This window comes from Psychrobacter sp. HD31, assembly GCF_051097895.1.
In the GTDB taxonomy this organism is placed as follows: Bacteria; Pseudomonadota; Gammaproteobacteria; order Pseudomonadales; family Moraxellaceae; genus Psychrobacter.
Genome location: NZ_CP142525.1, coordinates 303,827 through 324,488 on the forward strand (window position 1 = coordinate 303,827; position 20,662 = coordinate 324,488).

Sequence of the window (20,662 nt, forward strand, 5' to 3'; positions counted from 1 at the left end):
GCTATTACTAGCAAACAAAAAAATTTATCGTTTACTTGTACAGTTTACTTTTTAATGGGATGTGCTTTTAAATGTGTGTGCAAAATTTTGCGTAAAACGACCACTGTTTTTGGGTTGGTATGGATATCATGCCCACCTGAAATAATGGTCTCTGATTTTGCTCCCTCAAGATGTGAGCTTTTGTAAGGCACAATACCATCCGAACTTTGATTATCTTCAAATACTTCTAAGCGCGATACCAGTTCATCTTTCGCATTTCCCATAATGCTGTGGTAACTAACTCTTGAGTTAATCTTTACATTATTGGTGAGCTGCATAAAAGCAGATTTATCACTTAATTGGCTTGCACCGTTTCTTAACAGTAATGCACCTAAAGAGGTATTAGAAATTTTTTGTTCTTCATTACCAATATCAAGTCGTACAATCTCTGCGGGCAGCTTTATAATTTTACGTAAAGCTTTAGTAAACCATAAATCGGCAAACTTAGTCCCTCTGTGAGGAGACGAAATAAAAATAGCAGTATCTATTTGTGGTATGGCATTGAGTTTAAAACGCCCTGCTAATGATGGCTGATGGTAGGTGTTTAATAAAAAGTTGTTTAATTCATTATTTTGTATTGCTTCTGGGTCGTTGGGGCTGTTAACAAGGTCATTAAAATTTTTGGTTAAATCATTGTCTGACAGCATCATGCGAGAAATCACCCCTCCCATACTATGACCAATAATCACACTGTTTTTCCCAGCAGTCGTTGTATTGTCCGCATCTATCAATTTATAAGCTGCTAAAATCAACCGCTGCACTTGATAGCGTGTTTCTAACATAGGCATGTTGGTTGGGTAGAAAACCTGCCAAACTTGATAGCTTTCTTGTAATTTTGGGTCATTTAAAATATCGTTGGTTAGTCCTACCCAAGTTGTGGGGCTTGAAGCAAGCCCATGCATCATAATGATTATTCGTTTATTAGGGTTGTAGGGTTCCAGCATAAATAAACGAGGTAGGCTTTGATGCTGTTTTTGGTACAACATGTTTAAATAGCCAACTTGAGATAGTTGATTTTCTACCAGCCAGCTGGCATAACTTGCTGTAAAGTTTGCAGCTAATGGGTATTCATCACCCAATATGTTAACGGTTTTATCTTTAAATGGACTGTAAAGGTGTATGTTAAATGAATGCGTAGATAACACAGTATCTAAATTTTTACCTTTTGGTAGGATAACACTGGTTAAAAGCAAGTTTCCTGTTGGGTAGATACGAGTATGTGGGTCATCAGTTTCGTATTGTGTTTGGTTGTTATTAGAAGACTCCAACTCATTAAAGACACTGGTTTTTTGGCGACCATGCAGTTGGGCTAGATAGCTAGTGCCAAAGCCTGCTCTTTTACTGATGGTGTTTAAGCCAGAAAGCTTTAAGCTTGCTGTTGGGGTTAAGTGTTCAATATCTGCATATGATCCCGCTTTATTAAACGATGAGCTGGTGAGTTTTTGATCGTTGGGCACAAAAACGTTTAGTTGGTTATTGGCAATTGTACGGCTCATTAACCGATACTGTTGATTAGCGTTAATTTTTTTGTTGTCATGATTGATAGATGGCTGTTCATTGGCACTTTTATAAAGGCTTTCTATAATATTATTGCTAGCCGCATTATAAATATCTTGCGTTTGAAAATCTAAATCATTTGCCAGCTTTGCTTTTTTATAGTTTTGATTAGTTAATTGATCAAAAAACAAATAAGCATAACTATAGCGTATAGCACTCAATAAGTTGCTTTGGTAATCAATAATACAGGCTTGAGTTTGATTGACTGCCGGGGCAATAATTTGTCCGTTTTTATTAAAAAAGGTTTTACATTGCTTTTTTTTGGTAATTTTTAAAGCATGGTCGTAATGGAGTTCAGCCAAAATAGATAGTTGACGGGGGGTGTAAGCCGTCGAGTATTGACTGTCTTTAATTTGTGTTAGGCAATCATTAAAGTCACTAAAACAGCTTTGTTCATCCAGCCCTGCTGTATGTAAACTAGAATAAGTGTTTGAGCTGAGATTTTTTGAGGTAATGACGTTTTCACGTTGCTTGACTAACTGCTCGATCGGGTCTTGTGATTTGACAGAAATAGTACTACAGCCTGATAAACTGAGGACAACTGCACCCGTAATCGCCGTAAAAACGATTGTTTGTTTTAATACTGTTTGTGTTTTACGAGCGCCAAGCATGTTATATCTCTTAAAATTTGCTTTAAAATATAAACTAAAAAAATAAAACCCAACGGTTAGCTGGGTTTTATCTTAACATACAATCATAGAAAACAGAGAGTACAAAGCATGAATGCTTTATTGAGAATTAAAAATTAATAAATGTGTTTAACGTTAATGTTTGGTGCAGGAATATCCCAAATATAATATTTACCACTTTCTATGATGGCAATTTGCTGATCTAAAATAGGATCCACCGGGTGTTGTAATTTTAATTGTTTTAAACGTGATAAAGCGGAGCTTCGTCTATCTCTCATTAAATCTGTTTGTGCAGCGCTCTGAATGGCTTCTTTTGAGCCAAGTGCAATGGCACGATCGAGATATTTTTGCCCTTCTTTAAAGCCACCACCTTCGGCAAGTAAAAAACCATAAAGCGTGTTTGCTTCAGGCGTGCTTTTAAGTTTTAAGGCCTTTGCAACATAATTACTGGCTCTAACCGCATATTCTGAACCCATGTCTAAGTTGCGAGCCATACCGTTTAGCTCCGCAGCACGTATTAGCACATCGTAAGAGGCATTGGGTGCCATTGCATGCTCATCAATCCAATTAACATAATGTTTGATAGCGGTGCGTGTGTTGTAGCGTTGCTGTTTGTTTGGAAAATTTGGTGGGTAATGACGGGCATTTGGCGAGGCTTCGGCAATAAAAGCATCAACATTTGTTACATCTAATTGTTCGCCCATTAGGTTTTTTGCAATGCTAACGCTTGGCACAAACTCGATATCACTAATCGATACAGTCGGGGTGGGTGCTTTACCCGTAGCGTTAGAAATTGTTGTTGATGAGCTTCCCATACCAGAAAAAGGGTTGGAGCCATCTGTTACACAACCAGTTTGTGTTGTTAAAATAGATGCTGCAAGGACAGATCCAAGAAGTTGTGTTTTTTTCATAATTTTAAAACCTTGTTTTCGTTAGTTCCATGTGTCTATTTGTTTTGTATAGCCTAGCAAAAGTTATACAAATTACTCAGTAGTAAGATTGTTAAAAGTGTTGCTCAATTTTTTATAAAGTCTCAATGCCATTTTTTAAGTTTTGACATGATGCCTTGCTTTTACAACTAGTCGTGTGTTTGGATTGTTAGACTATTTTCATGTTTTTTTAGGTTGGTGTATAAAAAGAAACCATAAAATAAGTTTAAAATGCCAGTTACTAAAAATAGCTGAGGTAAGCTTAGTTTAACGACATTAAGCATAATAATAGCAAAAATTGCAGAAGTTACCATATATAACGCATTAAAAATATTATTTGCGCCAACTATTCTGGCACGGTGGCTTTCTGGTGAATATGCCTGCATGTAAGCATATAAAGGTACAATAAATAAACCGCCACTAAAACCAAGGAAAAACAAATCAAAAAATATTCGCCAGATACCGTCAACCATAAATATGCCAGTTAAGTCATAAAGGTGTTGGCTGTTAACATTTAAGCCAGAAAGAGAAAAGTATAAATCTACTGCAAAAAGGCTAAGCCCACCAATGCCAAAGGGTAGTAAACGCAAGCTGATTTGGTTTTTTGTTAAGGTTTTGCACAAAACAGAGCCAATTGATACGCCAACAGAAAATAGCATGAGCATAAAGATAACGACAGATTCATTACCATGTAAGATTTTTTTGCTAAACTCGGGCACTTGAGTTAAAAAGGTTGCGCCATAAAACCAAAACCAACTGTTGCCTAAAATAATGAAAAATAGTAAAGGAAGTGAATATAAGTAGCGTACGGTTTGCCAACTGGTTGTGATAATGTTCCAATTAATATTTAGTTTTGGTTGCATCGCTGGTGTGTTAGGTATTCGGGTAGAAGCCAAATATCCTAAAATAGCGACAAGCATAACGGTGCCACAAATCCAAACAGTTGGGTTGGTTTGTTGCGTTAAAATGCCGGCAATAATCATACCAAGCAAAATGGATAGAGAGGTTCCCATTTGGAACAAACCATTTGCACCAACCAGCTCATCGCTATGCATGGCTTGTGGTAAGTAAGAATACTTAATGGGACCAAAAAAGGTTGATTGTGTCCCTAATAAAAATAATGCTAAAAACAGTACCCAGTACCACTGCATAAAAAAACCAACGGTTGCTAAAATCATGATAATGATTTCAAGTATTTTTATATAGCGTGTTAGTTTTGATTTTTCGTATTTATCGGCTAATTGCCCCGCAACGGCTGAAAATAAAAAATAAGGCAAAATAAACAGCATGGCCGCAAGGTTATTTAAAATACTTATTTCTATCCCCATTTGACTAGCCGCAGAATAAGTAAGTACCAACAGTAGCGCTTGCTTAAACACATTATCGTTAAATGCCCCTAAAAACTGGGTAGCAAACATTGACCTAAACCTTTGTAAACCAAACAGCTGAAATTGGTTAGACATGGGGGATCCTTTAAATATATAGAATTTATTATTGTTTTGTGTCTATTGTGTCAAAAAAAATAACAAAATGAGATGATTTCTCACTAGGTTTTTTCATCTTTGCACGCTATCATAACAATAATTTAGGGTTAATGTGAATAAAACCATACATAACATAAATGAATAAATGGGATAAATGCAAATATTTAGATATCTAAATGACTTAGCAAGGATTTCTAAAGTCAGCGTGACAGTTCAACAGCCCCAGATTAATAGATTCAGATAAAGACGAAAAGAGTTATATTTTGAAATTACAAAAATTAAAAACAAATGCTCATATATCGGTGCTCTCAACTAAGAAAAGTTGTGTCAAGCATTTTGTGAGTCATGAAGTGCCTAATATTTCTCATATTGCAAAAATCAAAAAGTTATCTACTGCTATTTTTATTGCCCTCTCGTGCTATCCTGCTTTTGCGTTTGCAACAGAAACCCCAAAAAGTAATGAGGTGACTGATAACGAAGGTAGTAATTGGGTTGATTTATTAAATAAAGGTAAAAAAGTTAATGATAAAAAATTAACTGAACTGTCTGATACTGAAGTACAGCAAGCGTTGGAAATTGTACGTTTAAAACAAGCGGTTGAGGCTGGGTTAATTTCTGAAGTTGCACTTGAAACCTATGCACAGGATCTTGTACAAAAAAACTCAAATTTATTTAACCGAATTCATCAAAAAAATGAACTGAACAACAATAATACAGCAACCAGCTTTATTATAGGCAATGCAAAAGATGTATTGGCTGACCTTAATGGACAAAGTCAAAAATCAACCTATCAAATGCTAACAGAAAAAGAGTTGCAATCCCAATTAGATGAAACCAGTAGACAGGCAGAAAATAATGCACAATTTAATATGCCTGTTGCAAAGCTCGGGAGTACGACACAGCCAATAGGTTTAGATATTACCGCTGTGGATTCGATAGTCGAGCCAGCGCAAACAAAACCTACAGCGAACCTAACGAATGCGCTTGAGCCTATTATTTTACCTACTGACCAATCACCGGTGTTATCAGAAGACAATAATAGTTCAACCAATATCAGTTCAACTAATAATAGTGCTCCAACAAATAACTCATTCATCAATGACACTTTAAATAGCCTTGAAAGCAATCAAGATAAAGATGATGTAACGGAATCTTCGCAAAAAGGTAATTTATTTGAACAGGTATATGCAAACTTGTTTAATGATGGGCAATTGCCATTAGCACGTGTTAATTCTAATATTTATATTCGTTCTGCTACCCAAGCTAACGGAGAAAAAGGCAAATTAATTACGGTTGATACCGACAAGCAACCGGCAAAAAATATTAAAGCTGCGATAGATAACTTTCCTGTTGATATGGTAACCGACTTTATGGCGGCTTTGCCACTCATACGCACGGCTGCAAAAGATGCTGCTGAGGCGGTTGGTTACTATGATGTCAAGATGAAGTTTACCCAACCAGATAGTAAGCAGATAGATGTGGTTATCGAATCACTGGGTGAACCTGTGGTTGTAGAAAACCGAGTCGTTAAAGTAGGTGGCGAAGGTGAAAACTTTGAACCTTACCAAAATGTCCGTGATAAAGCCCGCTTGCAGGTGGGTGATGTGTTTAATCATCATCAATATAAGCAAACAAAAGGTGCGATTGAGGCAGTGAGTAGCCAATATGGCTATTTTGATGGTGACTGGCTAGAAAGATCGGTTGATATTATCTTACCAGATAATGTTGCTGATATGAGTTTGGTGTATGAGTCTGGAAACCGTTATGCATTTGATGATATTGTGTTTTTTACCCGTGATAAAAAAACAGGAGAGTTAACCAGTGATCCTGATAAATTACCAGTAAAAAAAGAGTTATTAGAGCAACTGGTCAGTTATCAAGTCAATGAAGGTTATGATAGCTCTAAAATTGTTGAACTAACAAATGACTTATTTGCTACTAGATATTTTGATGGTATCCATGTTGAAAGTATATTGCCAACAAAAAAATCAGCAAAAAATGCGGATGAATGGTTAGATTTTGAAGACTCTGCTGGTACAGAGCCTAGTGAGCAGCCAGATGAGAATGCTTTACTTGACGAGGATACAACTGAAGAAGAAATAGCACCACTTGAATTTAGTATTGATGAAACCACCACCCAAAAGCTGGAAGAAATTCAGGCAAAAGCGGACAGGCTTTATAATGCACCAGACGACGCCGTGCTAGATGAAATCCCTTATGAAACCAAAAGCATCCTTGGTAAGTTAAGTAATGCCATTAGCGATGTCGCTACTAAAATATTACCGGATGAGGTCAATCAACCATTACTAGAAACGGATGGCAAGGCAGAGCTGGCAGGTAAACAAACGCCAGAAGATGTTGAACAAAGCAAAAAAGTTCCAGTTTATGTTATGGTCACAGCAGATAAGCCGAGAGATGCCGAGTTTGGTGTGGGCTATGGTACCGATACAGGGTTTCGGGTAAGGTCAAAATTTGACAATAATCTGCTTAATAGAGATGGGTATAAAGCAGGGGTTGAAGGTTTTTGGTCAAATGTTGAAAAGGGGGCAACTGCTTATGTCAGCAGACCTTGGAAACACCCGCTCAATGATACTTTAAATGGCAGTGTTAGTTATAAAGAAGAACAAATTGATCAAGGCAAGGGGAACTTTGATTTAACAACTCGCTCCTATCTTGGTAGCGTGTCTCGTAATATTATCTCTGATAATGGTTGGAATCGTAATTATTCACTCCGTTATCGTCGAGACGATTTGCAAACGGGTGTTGAACAATCAGAATATGAAAATCTACCAGTTAGGTTTACTTCAGGCAACCCAAGACAAGAAGCCCTGTTATTAGGTTATGCACTCAACAAAACCGTGGCTGATAGTATTACTAACCCCAAAAAAGGTTGGAAGCAGCATTATTCGTTAGAAGTAGGTGCTGAAGGTGCATTAACAGACACCAACTTAGTCATAGCAAAAGCGGGCACGAGTGGCATATACAGTTTTGGTGAAAGTGACAAACACCAAGTATTGGGTAAGTTAGATGCCGGCTACTTGTGGTCAAACAACTTTACAGATGTACCTTATCAATTAAGGTTTTTTGCCGGTGGTGACCAAAGTATTAGGGGCTATGATTACAAGAGCCTATCGCCACTTGAAAATGGCTACCTAACCGGTGGTGAAATTTTGGCAGTAGGTAGTGCAGAATATAACTATGAGTTTATTCCTGGTTTACGAGCTGCCATTTTTACTGACGTTGGTAATGCTTATGATAAAGACTTTACCACAGATACAAAAGTCGGCACTGGTTTAGGCATCCGCTGGGCATCGCCAATTGGACCAGTTAGATTAGATGTTGCTGCTGGGGTAAGTGAAGAAAACAAACCGATTCGCTTACACTTTTTTATAGGCTCACCACTATGATGATATAAATAAGTAATAAATGGTGATTTAATCTGAGCATGATATTGTTTAAATAAAGCGATTTGTTTAAATCGCTTTATTTGATTAAAATGGTTTAACTATTAAAATTTAAAAAAGATTTGTTGTTACTATGGCTGAAAACACTCCTGAGCCAAATTCTAACCAAACTCCTGCCGAGCGCGATGCAAAAGCATTAAAGCGCCATTATCCTTTATCATTTTTATTGAAGCTATTAGCATTTGTTTTATTGTTAATGCTATTAATGTTTGTCATTTTTTATATTGCAATTGGTACAGATAGAGGCACAGAGTTTTTTTTAGATAAGATTGCACAAGAAACTGGGCTAGAAATTAACTATGGTAAAGGTAACCTACGTGATGGCATCTGGATAACAGACCTACTCATTCCAAAGGATGATATGGTAACAGAGGTCGATAAGGCTTATGTCAAAATTGGTTGGCGTGCGTTGTTTGTTGGCGAGTTACACCTAAGCGATGCAGATATTAATCATATAAAAATTGTTAATTCAAAGTTGCCAGATGGCAAGCCATACGACTATAAAACTTTACAACTGCCAGTTAATATGCGTTTAGATAAGGCTAAAATTGGCAAGATTAGTTATACCCAGCCTAAACGAAGTGAGTTTGTATTATCAGATATTGATGCTAAAAACTTAACATGGATTGGTCCCAAAATAACAGTTGGTCGTGCTAATGTTGTTTATGGTAATGACCTCAATATTAGTCAGGTAAAAGGTGATATAAGTTTAGAGGGTGATTATCCGCTTAATGTTACCGCTGTTGCCTCGGCAGAGTTTCTTAAAAAAGCTTATATTGACGATTTGCAAATTGACGCGAAGGGGAGTTTAAAACGCACGTTTGGTAAAGTTAAAAGTCGTTATAACGACCATAAAGTGGATGGCGAGTTTCATATTCAGTCACTGGATTCTAATGCACCCTTTGAAGCAAAACTTGTGTGGGATAAAGTAATGCTACCTTATTTTACCTCACAAGAAGTTGGCTTAAGTTCTGGGATTGCCAATTTTTCTGGGATAACGTCTGATATTGAGATGAGAGTGAACACTGATGTTTCTTCAAATACTAGCTTGATACCAGATGGTCATTATCAAGGTAGAGCACGGATTAAACCATCGAGTGAGCTTGATATTGAATACTTAGCTGTGGATACACCAAATGGTGAGTTAAACGCAACGGGTCTGCTGGATTGGGAAGGTCCTTTTAAATCAGAGCTTGTTTTTTCTTCACAAGACTATAACCTTAAAAAACTGATTCCAAACGATTATGCCAATTATCAAGGTTATTTACCGGATCAACTAAAAGGTGAATTAGCTTTTAACTTTGATACCAAAAATTTACAAGATCAACCTCAATACGACTTTTTATTAAAACAAGATGATGGTGAATTAGTAGATGTTCAGGTTGCCCGTGGTAAACCAAATAGACGGCAACCAACAACGCCTTGGTATGTAAAAGCAAATTGGAAAAACTATTATCGTAAAAATGCACCAGATGGACTGGGTGTGGTTGACAGTGCCTCTGGTGTCGCAAATGTTGTGGTGCAAGGTAGCCGTATCAGCATAGACACGCAAGCCAATATTAATAAGTTAAGTTTTGCACCCATTGGTGATTATGACACCAAGCTTATTATAAAAAACAATAAAGTATGGGTGAATGACCTTAATTATAAGGGTCAAGTCGGTGATTTAAAAGGTAAAGGGCATGTCTTATTAGCCACTAAAAAACGTCCTCTAAGTTGGCAGTTTGATGTTAACACCAATGAATTTTTGTTAAAAACTTATCAAGATAGTGTGCCAATTGAGCGTATTAGCGGTCACGTTTTGGCGAGTGGTAAATTAGAAAACATAACGGCAAATAACAATAAAAAAGTTAAAACTGTGCAAAAACACACGGTTGAGTTTAAAGATGCTGACTTAACTGCTTGGTTTGATGACAGCTTGGATAAACGAAAAATTCAAGCTAATGGTGCGCAAGGAACGGCAGCTGTATGGATGGCAAATGATGGGTTAGATAAGTTTGATGTCCAAGCCAATGCAAAAGTTGAAACCAGCGGCTTGCCAAAAGGAAGCTGGCAAGTGGATGTTGCTGGCACACCAAAATCGATGCAATTTGACAAGCTTGCCTATACAGGTGATGCTGGTACTTTTTCTGCAACGGGTAAGCTCGATAATGACCAAAAACTGGCTTGGGATATTAACGCAAATTTAGCTAAATTTGATTTAAGTACGTTATCGGCTGATAATCCTGCTGTTATTACCGGTAAATTAAACACGCAAGGGGTGTGGGACTCTGTCAATAATCATGGCGGTTCAGGTTCGCTGGCTAATTTGGCTTTAAATTTTGATGGTAATGTCGAACACCCTAACTTACCCGCTGGCAGGTTGCAGGTAGATGGTTTTACCAAAAACAACGTTTTGTTTATCAATCAATTAAAGCACAGTGGTGATGCCGGTATTTTAAATGCCAAAGGTAAAGTGAACCTGAAGGATGGGTATCAATGGCAAATTACCGGAGATATGGATAAGTTTAATTTAGGTTACTTTAGTAAGTCTTATCCTGCCATTGTGTCTGGAAAAATAGATACAACCGGTATCTTGCATACAAAAGATACCCAAGCTAAAACTCAATCAATCTTTAGTCAGATCGGAGACTTTACGCTTAATTTTGCAGGCAACTTATTGTCTCAATCACCTACCAATCAATCACCTAGCAATAAAGTGCCATCTGGTCAGTTAGTGGTGAATGCTTCGGGTAATGCAAAAAAATTAATTATTGATCGCTTGTTCCATCAGGGGGAAGCTGGGTTAATTAATGCTAAAGGGCAACTGGGACTGGCAAATGGTTATCAATGGCAATTAAACTCTGATATGAAAGATTTTAATCTAGGTTATTTTGTTGCTGATATGCCAAGTAAATTATCCGGTAATATACAAACCACAGGTAGCTGGTCAGATAAGTTACAAGTTTTAAATATCCAGAATATAGATATCACTGGGCAATTAAAGAATAAGCCATTAGTGGCAAAAGGTGGTTTAGATGCAAGGTTAAGATTACCAAAAAACATACAAGCATATATGCAAAGTTTGCGTGGTAATAAGCTGCAAAATCAATACCAACAGGTGCAAACTTTAGTAGAAAAGTTGGATGCTCAAAACTTGAATATCCATTGGGGTGATAATCATATTACTGCCAATGGAGATAAAAACAATCTACAAACACGTGTTGATATTGAAAACCTTGTACAAATATCAGACAAGTTAAATGGTGATATTGCTGGTGGGTTGACGATTATTCAAAAAGATAAGCAAGCGTTACCAACCATTTTGGTTGATATGGTTGCAAGTCGTGTCGCATTACCAAACCTATTGTTAGCAAAAGGGCATATCAAAGGTAAATTAGAAAACTTTGGTAACAGTAATAGCCAACTTGTTTTGACTGCAAGTGACCTAGAATATGGTAATAAAAAGTTTGACAATATAAATGCTGTTTATAGTGGAGAAATGTCCAATCATACGGTTAATTTTGCTGTAACTAATCCAAAAGTAACCGTTTCTGGCGTTTTAAAAGGGGCATATGACAATCAAACGATGCAATGGGCTGGCGTGCTGGGCAATGGTAAAACCATTAGCAAGTATACAACCCTTGTACAACAGCAGCCTGCAGAGCTTAAGCTAAATTTACAGAATCCAAAAGTTGACGTTGCCGCGCATTGTTGGCGAGCCGATAAATTTGATGGCAAACTTTGCTTACGTGAAGATATGATGGCATCGTCCACTAAAGGTAAAGTAAACCTTGCTATCCAAAAAATTGATACAGGTATTTTATCGATTGTGTTACCCAAAGAAATGTCTTGGGAGTCGACGGTTAGTGGTAATGCTAATGTTGATTGGCACAAAGGAGGCAACCCAAACGTAGATGCCATTTTATATTCTGATAATGGGCGCATTGGGCTGGTTCAAGAAGAAGATAACACCACTTTAACCGTCCCTTATGAACGTGTTTCTTTAATTGCTAAAACCCAACCTGATGGATTGCGTATTCGTACAAATATTAAAAGTGGTGGAAGAGCAACTGGCTATGCGGATGTTGTCATTGATCCATATAAAGCTGCCAAACCTATCTCTGGTAAGCTGGTACTAAATCAACTAAATCTTGCAATCTTTAAACCTTTTTTTCCAGGTATACGTACTTTAAAAGGCAATGCCAGCTTGGTTGGTGATTTAAATGGCTCGCTAAGTAAGCCTCTATTTAATGGTGATTTTAAACTAGAAAATGGTCAAATTTCTATTCTTGGGTTGCCAATTAACTTAACAAAAGTGAATGCCAATGCAAAAATAGAGGGCGCGCAAGCTAATTTAACGGGGCGTTTTAATAGTGGCGAGGGTGTTGGAAAAATTGGCGGTACGATAGATTGGCAATCAGATCTACAGGCTAAATTAAATCTGTCTGGCGAAAACTTATATGTCACACAACCACCACTGTTGACGGCAAAAATTAATCCAGATATAGAAATCATTGTTAAGCCGTTACAAAAAATTCTGGATGTTGAAGGTATTGTGACCGTGCCAACTGCCACCATCAGACCGCCAGAAACCACTAAAAACATTGTTACTAAAACGCCAGATGCTGTGGTACTTGACCGCCGTATTATTGGTAACCTGAATGAAGTACTTGCCACTTCAATACCTTGGCTAATTAATGCAAATGTTGGCATAGACCTTGGTAAAGACGTTAACTTTAAAGGTTTTGGTGCAGAACTTCCATTAACAGGGGCATTGGTGGTGTCTCAAAAAGATCAAGAACCAATGCGTGCCAAAGGTGCGGTTAAAGTAGCGCGCCGTACAAAAGTTGATGTGTTTGGTCAGAGTCTTGGACTCAATTTTGCACAGTTTAAATTTAATGGCTATTTGCAAGAGCCTTTGGTAAGTATTGAAGCAGCAAATGAAATTGAAGGTAGGACAGTTGGCTTACGGGCAAAAGGTAAATTATCAAGCCCTGATATTACGGTATTTAATAATGCAGGACTAACTGAGCAACAAGCGATGAATGCCTTGGTAACAGGTAGGATATCTAACCAAGCAGCAACGCAAATTAACGAAGAGGGCTTTCGCTCTGAAGTGACTAACAATATTACAGCAGCTGGTTTAAGTGTTGGATTAAGTGGCACACGTAATATCACCAATCAAATTGGTAGGGCAGTGGGGTTACAGAGTTTAACCTTAAGTGCCTCGGGCAATGGTGATGACACTAATATCAATGTTACCGGGTACATAACCCCAGATTTATATTTGCGTTATGGTATTGGTGTGTTTAGTGCACAAAGCATATTGTCGGCACGTTATCAATTAACTCGCCGTGTGTATGTTGAGGCAACCTCCTCGGTAGAAAACTTTGTTGATGTGGTCTATAGTTGGAGCTTTTAGCAACCCGATTTTTTAATAATTAGCTAGGGCAGTGCAACATAGATAATAGATATAAGCGCCATTGCCTTTTAATGATATAAAAAAAAGAGCAACCCGCAGTAGTTTGCCAAGTTGCTCTTTTTTTTATTGTTTATTGTTATTATTATTTTGTAAGAATAAGTTTGTTATTACGGGTTAAACGTAAACGATATTCTTCACCTTCATGCTCAATACGTACTTCTTTAGTCATCGCAAATAAATGGTTAGACTGTAAAGTTGGCAAACGTGGTGTGCGGTTAGAAAAGTAGTTAGCGATTGACATTGTCATTTTTGGCTCCTTGCTAGTAAAGCATAGCTATGTTTATGTGTTAGTTTATTACCCAGTTAGCAAGTTAAAAATGAAAATTTGCTTTAACTGCTTAACTGATAGATATTATCATTTAAATTAAAAAATAAATCAATAGATGAGAATCAATATCATTTACTATTTATGTAACCTTTTGTAACAAGCAGGGGTTTTTACTTCTGAAATGTTTCTATGGCAAGGTTTTTATAAATAAATAGCGTAATACGAGTATAAAAAATGATGAATAATAATCCACTAAATGTAAATGAAGAAACAAACATGAAAATCACGCAGGTTGCCATTGCCGTAATTTATTATCAAGATTTGTATTTATTAGGCTATCGATCAGCTGATCAACATCAAGGCAATAAATATGAGTTTGTTGGCGGCAAAATAGAAGCAGATGAAACCGCAACGCAATCTTTGATAAGAGAAGTAGCCGAAGAGGTTGGGTTAGATGTGAGTGGCTGCCAAATAGAGTCATTAGGCATTATTAGTCATGAGTATGCTACTAAAACGGTTAAGTTACATGTATTTCATGTTGAAGTCGATGATGTTCAATATCGTCAGTTTTCAAATATCACCGTGGGGCGAGAGAACCAACCAATGCGCTGGGTATCTAAAGCTGGCTTAATTGCTGGTGATTATCCATTACCAGATGCAAATAAACAAATTTTACAATGGCTAGCAAAACTTACCAGTTAACAATCTTGTATTTGATAATGGTTTTTTATGCTATGATTCTGCATTATGTCAAAGCAAATGTTACAGTCTAAAACTTCTCCTATAAATCAGGTTGGGCAGCCATTAAGCCAGCAGCACAAACAATTTGCGCAGGCTATTCAGCAGCGTCAAATATTGGCACAAATGGGGGTTGATTGTTGGGTAACTCACAATACGCAAAAAAAGTTTGTCACCATAGATGAACTGCTTGATTTGCTTGACGTCAATCAACTGGTTAAAAACAAGCAGACTATAAACTTATGTAGCCAAGCAGATACTCAGGCAAATAACCAGATAAATAGCCAAGTACTAGATGTTGACCAAGTTAACACCGCTGTTGATGCGACGGACATTGCTCAGCCATTACCCGAACATAAGGCAAGCACAGAGTTAAATTTAACAGCGGATTTAGCTAAAACAGAACAAAAATTAGTGCCACAATCTACACAAGAGTCAAAGTTGGTTGTGCCTTTTGAACTACAAGGTGTGAGCTTTGCCAATTGGGTATTGTTGGTAGATATGGAAACAATAGCAGAACAAGAGCTGACCTTATGGAATAACATATGTCGCGCACTACAATTGGATATCCAAACTATTAAGTTTCCTTTAATAAGCAACCATAATACAGTTGAGGTTGCAAATGCTGCGTTAACAGGTTTTATATTTAGGCTTGCAAAGTCAGAAAAAATTAACATAGCCAATTTAACTCAATTGCCAGATGGCGTAGAAGATAAGCGTTTAACAAGTTTGCCAACACTACAGCAAATGCTTGGTAACCCTGCAAACAAACAGGCATTTTGGCAAGCATTAAAACATAGTTAAAACGGGCTATTTAGCTTGTGCCATTAAATGATTTAGCTATAACGATTTAACCCTATTATATCAGTCGATAAATTAACATTTAAAAAATATGTCACTAATTAAGCTATAAGGATAGCAAATATGAGTACCACACCAGCATATAAGCGTTTAGCAAACTTTTCTGCAGGACCAGCCAGCTTGCCAACTGAGGTGCTAAAACAAGCACAGGCGGAGCTATTGGACTGGCAAGGTACGGGTATGTCCGTAATGGAAATGAGCCACCGTAGCCAAGAGTACATCTCTATTGCAGATCAGGCGGAGCAGGATTTACGAGCGTTAATGGACATTCCTGATAACTATAAAGTATTGTTTTTACAGGGCGGTGCAAGTTTACACTTTTCGGCTATTCCTTTAAATTTGTTGGCAGGTGGCACGGCAGACTATCTTGACACGGGTGCGTGGTCTACAAAAGCAATTAAAGAAGCAAAACGATATGAGGCACTGGGGCTGGGTAACATTAATGTTGTCGCAAGTGACAAAGCAAACAATTACACCAGCGTACCAAAACAGGGCTCATGGCAGCTAACCAAAGGTGCCAGTTATTTTCATTATTGTGCTAATGAAACCATTCACGGCGTGCAAATGTTTGATATACCAGAGCTAGATTCTGATGTGCCAATTGTTTGTGATATGTCTTCTTGTATTTTATCTGCACCAGTAGATGTGTCAAAGTTTGGGATGATTTATGCAGGCGCACAAAAAAATATTGGTCCTGCTGGTTTGGTCATTGTCATCATACGTGACGATTTATTAAATCGTGCAAGTGACTGGTGCCCAAGCCTTATGAATTACTCAATTCAAGCTAAAGCAGACTCCATGCACAATACGCCAGCAACTTATTCTTGGTATTTAGCGGGCTTAGTATTTAAATGGTTAAAACAGCAAGGCGGGCTGATGGCAATAGAAAAAGTCAACCAGCAAAAAGCACAGCTTTTATACAATACGATTGAAGAGAGTAGCTTTTACCAAAACCCTGTTGATAAAAAACACCGTTCGATGATGAATGTCCCTTTTACTTTGGCAAATAGTGAACTAGATGCTGAGTTTTTAGCACAAGCACAGCAAAAAGGTTTGTTGAACTTAAAAGGTCACCGTAGTGTTGGGGGTATGCGAGCCAGTATATACAACGCTATTAGCCTTAATTGGGTAGAACAGCTGGTTGAGTTTATGAAAACGTTTGAAGAGACGCATCAATGATTAAAATAACCCCATTGTATGCTTTTTCTGATAATTATATCTGGGCATTATTAAATGAAAATAATAAACAACTGATTGTGGTTGACCCTGGTCAATCAGAACCTGTTGAATCATTTATTAACGAGCATAATCTTGAGCTAACCGCGATTTGGATTACTCATAAACATGCTGATCACACTGGTGGGGTTAAAAAACTTAGAGAGATGTACCCTTTAGTGAATGTGATGGCTGATGAGCGACACGGTGTAAAAGCTGATTATACGGTAAAAGAGGGCAGTAGCTTTAGATCGTGGGGATGTAACATTGATGTGTTGAAAGTGGCAGGGCATACTCAAGACCACTTGGCATATGTTTTAAATATTGGTGAAAATAAACATGTGTTTTGTGGTGATACCTTGTTTAGTGGTGGCTGTGGTCGGGTGTTTACTGGCGATATGCAGGCAATGTACAACAGCCTGTTAAAGCTTAACAGTTTTGAAGCAGACACACTTTTTTACCCTGCTCATGAGTATACCGCAAGCAATTTAAAATTTGGTTTATTTATTGAGCCAAATAATGCGGCAATGCAACAATGGCTTGAAAAAGTTAATCAACTAGCTTTAGATAAAACGCCGTCTTTGCCAACAACTTTAGAGATAGAACGATTAATTAATATATTTTTAAGAGTGAATGAGCCTGCGGTGGTTGAGTCGGTTTCGCAAAAATGTGACTTAATTGATAAAGCGCCATTGACGGTGTTTACGGCACTAAGAAAGCTAAAAGATGATTTTTAAATTTTTATCTCATAAAAATGAAAAAAGTGCTTGACGAATTTTAATACTTTGATAGAATACCCAGCACTTAAGGCGAACACCTTAATAAAGCTTATTCCCCAATAGCTCAGTTGGTAGAGCATCGGACTGTTAATCCGTGTGTCCCTGGTTCGAGCCCAGGTTGGGGAGCCATATGCAAAACCCTCATACAATATGTATGAGGGTTTTTTATTTGATTAAGTTAATTGATTAAGGCAGTTTCAATCGACTCATAGAGATTTATCAAATAAACACCATGTTTGTTTATGAGCAAACAAATATATTAAAACCCTATTTTTTCAAATGAGGTTTTAACATATTTGTGGTGTAATGAAATCTAAACTAATAACTTTAAGTTAATTAGTAAGTGCAGTTAACTTTTTACACAATCATTTTACATTTCTGCCATCATAGCAATTAGCTTTTCAGCACCTTCAGTAATGCCTTGTTGCATTTCATCAAGCTTATCTCGGCTTATATCATCGGCAATTAATACAAACTCATAAAACTGTTTGTCCATGCTGTAGTTAACGCCAAATCCACCCTGTGAAGTTGGAACAAACACATAACGACGAATTGGCGACTGACCACCCATAGTGGTGGTTGATAAAAAGTCTTTGCCTGCAAAAGCGTTCACCAATTCAAAAAACTGTTGGGTAACGCTATCTTCGCTAATTTCATTATCAGTTTGGCTTATTTGTTGTAAGGCATATAAATGGCGGTCTATGCCTTGCCCTGTTTTACAAGCAATTACCCAAGACTTATGCTCAGCAAAAGCATTGGTTAAATCTTTTGTCGTTGCGGTATTTTGCAACAGTTTTTCTGCCAATAATTTGGCTGATGGGGTGTTTGGACGCAAACACTCGGTTCTACCAGCTAAATAGCTACTGGTGTCTACCGCCTCGTAAGTATTTTTTAATTGACCAAAGACTTTTAACTGAGCATATGCCAAACTAAATTGGAACAAAGCATCATGGCTTACTTTGGTGTTAATGGCAGAATAATCGACAGTAAATTGTTGTACTTTAAAGGTTTTGGCATTGTCTGCAACAGGTTTTAACAACTCAGAAATAGCTTGTGTTTGTTCAGAAGACAACTCCCAGTCCATGGCTGTAAGTTGAGTGTTGGCAGCCGTTTCGGCTTCGGTTGACTGTGCAAATGCATCATTGAGCAACAAACTTAGTGTTCCGCCATCAAGCCCCGTGTGCTCAACATGCACAACCATAAAGTCTGAATCTAAATCCATTTGATAAGTAAATGGTTTATATTGCCATGAGTGAGCAGGCAAAAAGGTTTGTTGTTCTAACTGTGTTATGTCATCTTCGCCCGAATGAAACAGAGAAATACAAAATAAACTATCTTTTAATGCCGAATATACCTCAGCATTGTGTGCATTTTGGCACAAATCATCCAGTTGGGTGTAAGCGTTTTCACTCGGTAAAGCACTAATTGCGGTAAAAGGTAAGCTAACGCTATTTTCGTTGTTGGATAGTGTAGCTAATGCGCTTTCAATCTCCTCTATAGCAAATACATTGCCTTGCGAGTCAGTGACTGGAAGTAAATAATGTGAGCCCTGCCAAAATACATTGATATGGCGGTTATCCATGCCTTTATTACTATAATAATAGTCATCACAGCTTTTGTTTGGCAAACGCATGGCACCTTTTAGTGTATGCCAACCGTCCATTGATAATGGGTTACCTCGGTTATCTGTAGGAGCTTCAATTCGATTATCGATAAAATTGCGGTGGGTTTTGGTAATGCGGTGTATCCACTCGGCAGCGCGCGTCAAGCCAGTGGATTCTGTTTGATAATTTATTTGGAATCCTACGTTACTCACTAAGGCTTTAGATTGCCTTGAGGCTAAATACGCTGTTAGCCAAAAATCAGAAATCCAGCTTTTGCCCACTTTTGCTTGTGTTTCAGCATATTCTGATAACTGCTGTTGAAGTTTTTTACCATGAGTTTGTGCAAATTGTTGGGTAATTTTTTTGGCTTTATGGTTTGATTCAGCATCAAAAACAGGTTCGATGGCGGTTAAAAACTTATCTAATGTTTGTTCAAGTGCTGGTAATGGAAGCGGTTGTTGTAGGGTTTGTGGCATTGTTGAACTCCAAAAATATTAGGGTAGATTTTTTATCGTGTTAATAAATTGCAGATTAAGATTATTGTAGCACTCAATGCCGAGTTATTCTTACAATTATATGACCTATTAAGCTATTAAAATGGTTAAATGAGCTCATGAGTAGTGGCATAATAATTCTTTTAAGCGCATTATCATGACTATCGTAACTGAGATTAAAAAGCCCTACTAAAAAGCCCTTAAAAGTAAGGGAGTGAAAATGTACAAAATAGTACCTTTTGCGAGTTTAATACTATGATGCAAACTAAGTTCGGTTACTATAAATTTGGTTTTTATAAATTTGGTTTTTATAAATATGAAATGTGGGCTTAAATGATTATATTTTAATTAACAGATGGGTAAAAAGGCATGGTTATCTATTTACGTCATATTGATTTTCCTGTCAGGCGCAGTGTGTTAGCTACTTTAAAACAAGATGTCAGCCCGAGCCGTTTGCAACGTGCTGAGCGTTATCATCACCTAAAAGATAGCGTACGTTGTTTGATGGCTGGGCAGTTGCTAAATCATGCGTTAACTCAGCATGGGTTACCCAGTGATGATAAACATATTGTGCAAAACCGTTTTGGCAAACCTATGTTTAAGGCTGATGGTTTGGGCTATTTTAATTTATCTCATTCTGGTAGCTGGGTCGTTTGTGCTGTTGATAAGCAAATGGTTGGTATTGATGTCGAGCAATGCCGTACGGACATAGATTTTGAAGTGATGAGTTTATTTAGCCGTGCTGAACAAATTTACATTAATAATGGCAGTGATAAAAATAAGCTTGCCCGTTTTTATCGTATTTGGACGTTAAAAGAAAGTTATTTGAAGGCATTAGGGGTAGGGGTTTCGCAACCACTCAATAGCTTTACTATCCATGTTTTAGATGGCAATCATGCTTGTATAGAAATTAATCAACAAAGGCAAACAGATTGGTATTTTTACTATTGCGACTTGGATGCCAGTCATGTTTGTGCGATTTGTACAAAGCAGCCCATTTCTACAAATGACTTTCAGTTTTGTACTGACTGACCATTACCAGATTAACGGGTTTTGTCATAATTATTCATGTTATAGTGATGATATAAATCAGTTAATTTAAAATATGAACTAACCCAGAATTATTAACTCACCCAC

General features: G+C 37.4%; 12 protein-coding genes and 1 tRNA gene. 8 read left to right on the forward strand and 5 right to left on the reverse strand.

The genetic code is table 11. The annotated features are described in order from the left end of the window. Positions 1-44: 44 nt before the first annotated feature. The 3 genes from VH441_RS01195 to VH441_RS01205 form a co-directional block, all read right to left on the reverse strand. A complete protein-coding gene (locus VH441_RS01195) occupies positions 45-2,207 on the reverse strand; it encodes an esterase/lipase family protein (RefSeq protein WP_434353666.1) in 2,163 nt (720 codons plus the stop codon). Positions 2,208-2,341: 134 nt separating this feature from the next. Further along, a complete protein-coding gene (locus VH441_RS01200; protein WP_434353667.1) occupies positions 2,342-3,136 on the reverse strand; it encodes a hypothetical protein in 795 nt (264 codons plus the stop codon). Positions 3,137-3,303: 167 nt separating this feature from the next. Then, positions 3,304-4,617, reverse strand: coding sequence for an MFS transporter (locus tag VH441_RS01205; protein ID WP_434353668.1), 1,314 nt, complete (start codon positions 4,615-4,617; stop codon positions 3,304-3,306). Positions 4,618-4,976: 359 nt separating this feature from the next. Here VH441_RS01205 and VH441_RS01210 point away from each other — a divergent pair, with 359 nt between their 5' ends. Further along, positions 4,977-8,045, forward strand: a complete 3,069-nt coding sequence (locus tag VH441_RS01210) for an autotransporter assembly complex protein TamA (protein ID WP_434353669.1) — start codon at positions 4,977-4,979, stop codon at positions 8,043-8,045. A gap of 130 nt (positions 8,046-8,175) precedes the next feature. Then, positions 8,176-13,506 (forward strand): translocation/assembly module TamB domain-containing protein, encoded by a 5,331-nt coding sequence (locus VH441_RS01215; RefSeq protein ID WP_434353670.1) that lies wholly within the window; start codon positions 8,176-8,178, stop codon positions 13,504-13,506. Positions 13,507-13,648: 142 nt separating this feature from the next. Here the strand turns inward: VH441_RS01215 and hemP are convergent, their stop codons facing one another. Further along, positions 13,649-13,807, reverse strand: a complete 159-nt coding sequence (gene hemP, locus VH441_RS01220) for a hemin uptake protein HemP (RefSeq protein WP_434354334.1) — start codon at positions 13,805-13,807, stop codon at positions 13,649-13,651. Positions 13,808-14,068: 261 nt separating this feature from the next. Between hemP and VH441_RS01225 the strand changes: the two genes are divergently transcribed. From VH441_RS01225 to VH441_RS01245, 5 genes are all read left to right on the forward strand, one after another. Further along, positions 14,069-14,536, forward strand: coding sequence for a (deoxy)nucleoside triphosphate pyrophosphohydrolase (locus VH441_RS01225; RefSeq protein WP_434353671.1), 468 nt, complete (start codon positions 14,069-14,071; stop codon positions 14,534-14,536). 45 nt (positions 14,537-14,581) lie between these two features. Further along, the gene (locus VH441_RS01230) at positions 14,582-15,376 is read left to right on the forward strand and encodes a hypothetical protein (protein WP_434353672.1); all 795 of its coding nucleotides are present in this window, start codon (positions 14,582-14,584) and stop codon (positions 15,374-15,376) included. 120 nt (positions 15,377-15,496) lie between these two features. Beyond that, on the forward strand, positions 15,497-16,612 hold the full coding sequence (gene serC, locus VH441_RS01235; RefSeq protein WP_434353673.1) for a 3-phosphoserine/phosphohydroxythreonine transaminase: 1,116 nt from the start codon (positions 15,497-15,499) through the stop codon (positions 16,610-16,612). Then, a complete protein-coding gene (gene gloB / locus VH441_RS01240; RefSeq protein ID WP_434353674.1) occupies positions 16,609-17,385 on the forward strand; it encodes a hydroxyacylglutathione hydrolase in 777 nt (258 codons plus the stop codon). Before serC ends, gloB begins: the two co-directional genes overlap by 4 nt. Before the next feature lie 95 nt (positions 17,386-17,480). Continuing rightward, positions 17,481-17,556, forward strand: a tRNA-Asn gene (locus tag VH441_RS01245). Positions 17,557-17,797: 241 nt separating this feature from the next. On the opposite strand, the gene VH441_RS01250 is transcribed toward VH441_RS01245, so the two are convergent. Beyond that, entirely contained in the window at positions 17,798-19,507 is a 1,710-nt protein-coding gene (locus VH441_RS01250) for a choline/carnitine O-acyltransferase (protein WP_434353675.1), read from the reverse strand. 387 nt (positions 19,508-19,894) lie between these two features. Here VH441_RS01250 and VH441_RS01255 point away from each other — a divergent pair, with 387 nt between their 5' ends. Continuing rightward, positions 19,895-20,557, forward strand: a complete 663-nt coding sequence (locus tag VH441_RS01255; protein WP_434353676.1) for a 4'-phosphopantetheinyl transferase family protein — start codon at positions 19,895-19,897, stop codon at positions 20,555-20,557. The last annotated feature ends 105 nt before the right edge of the window (positions 20,558-20,662 follow it).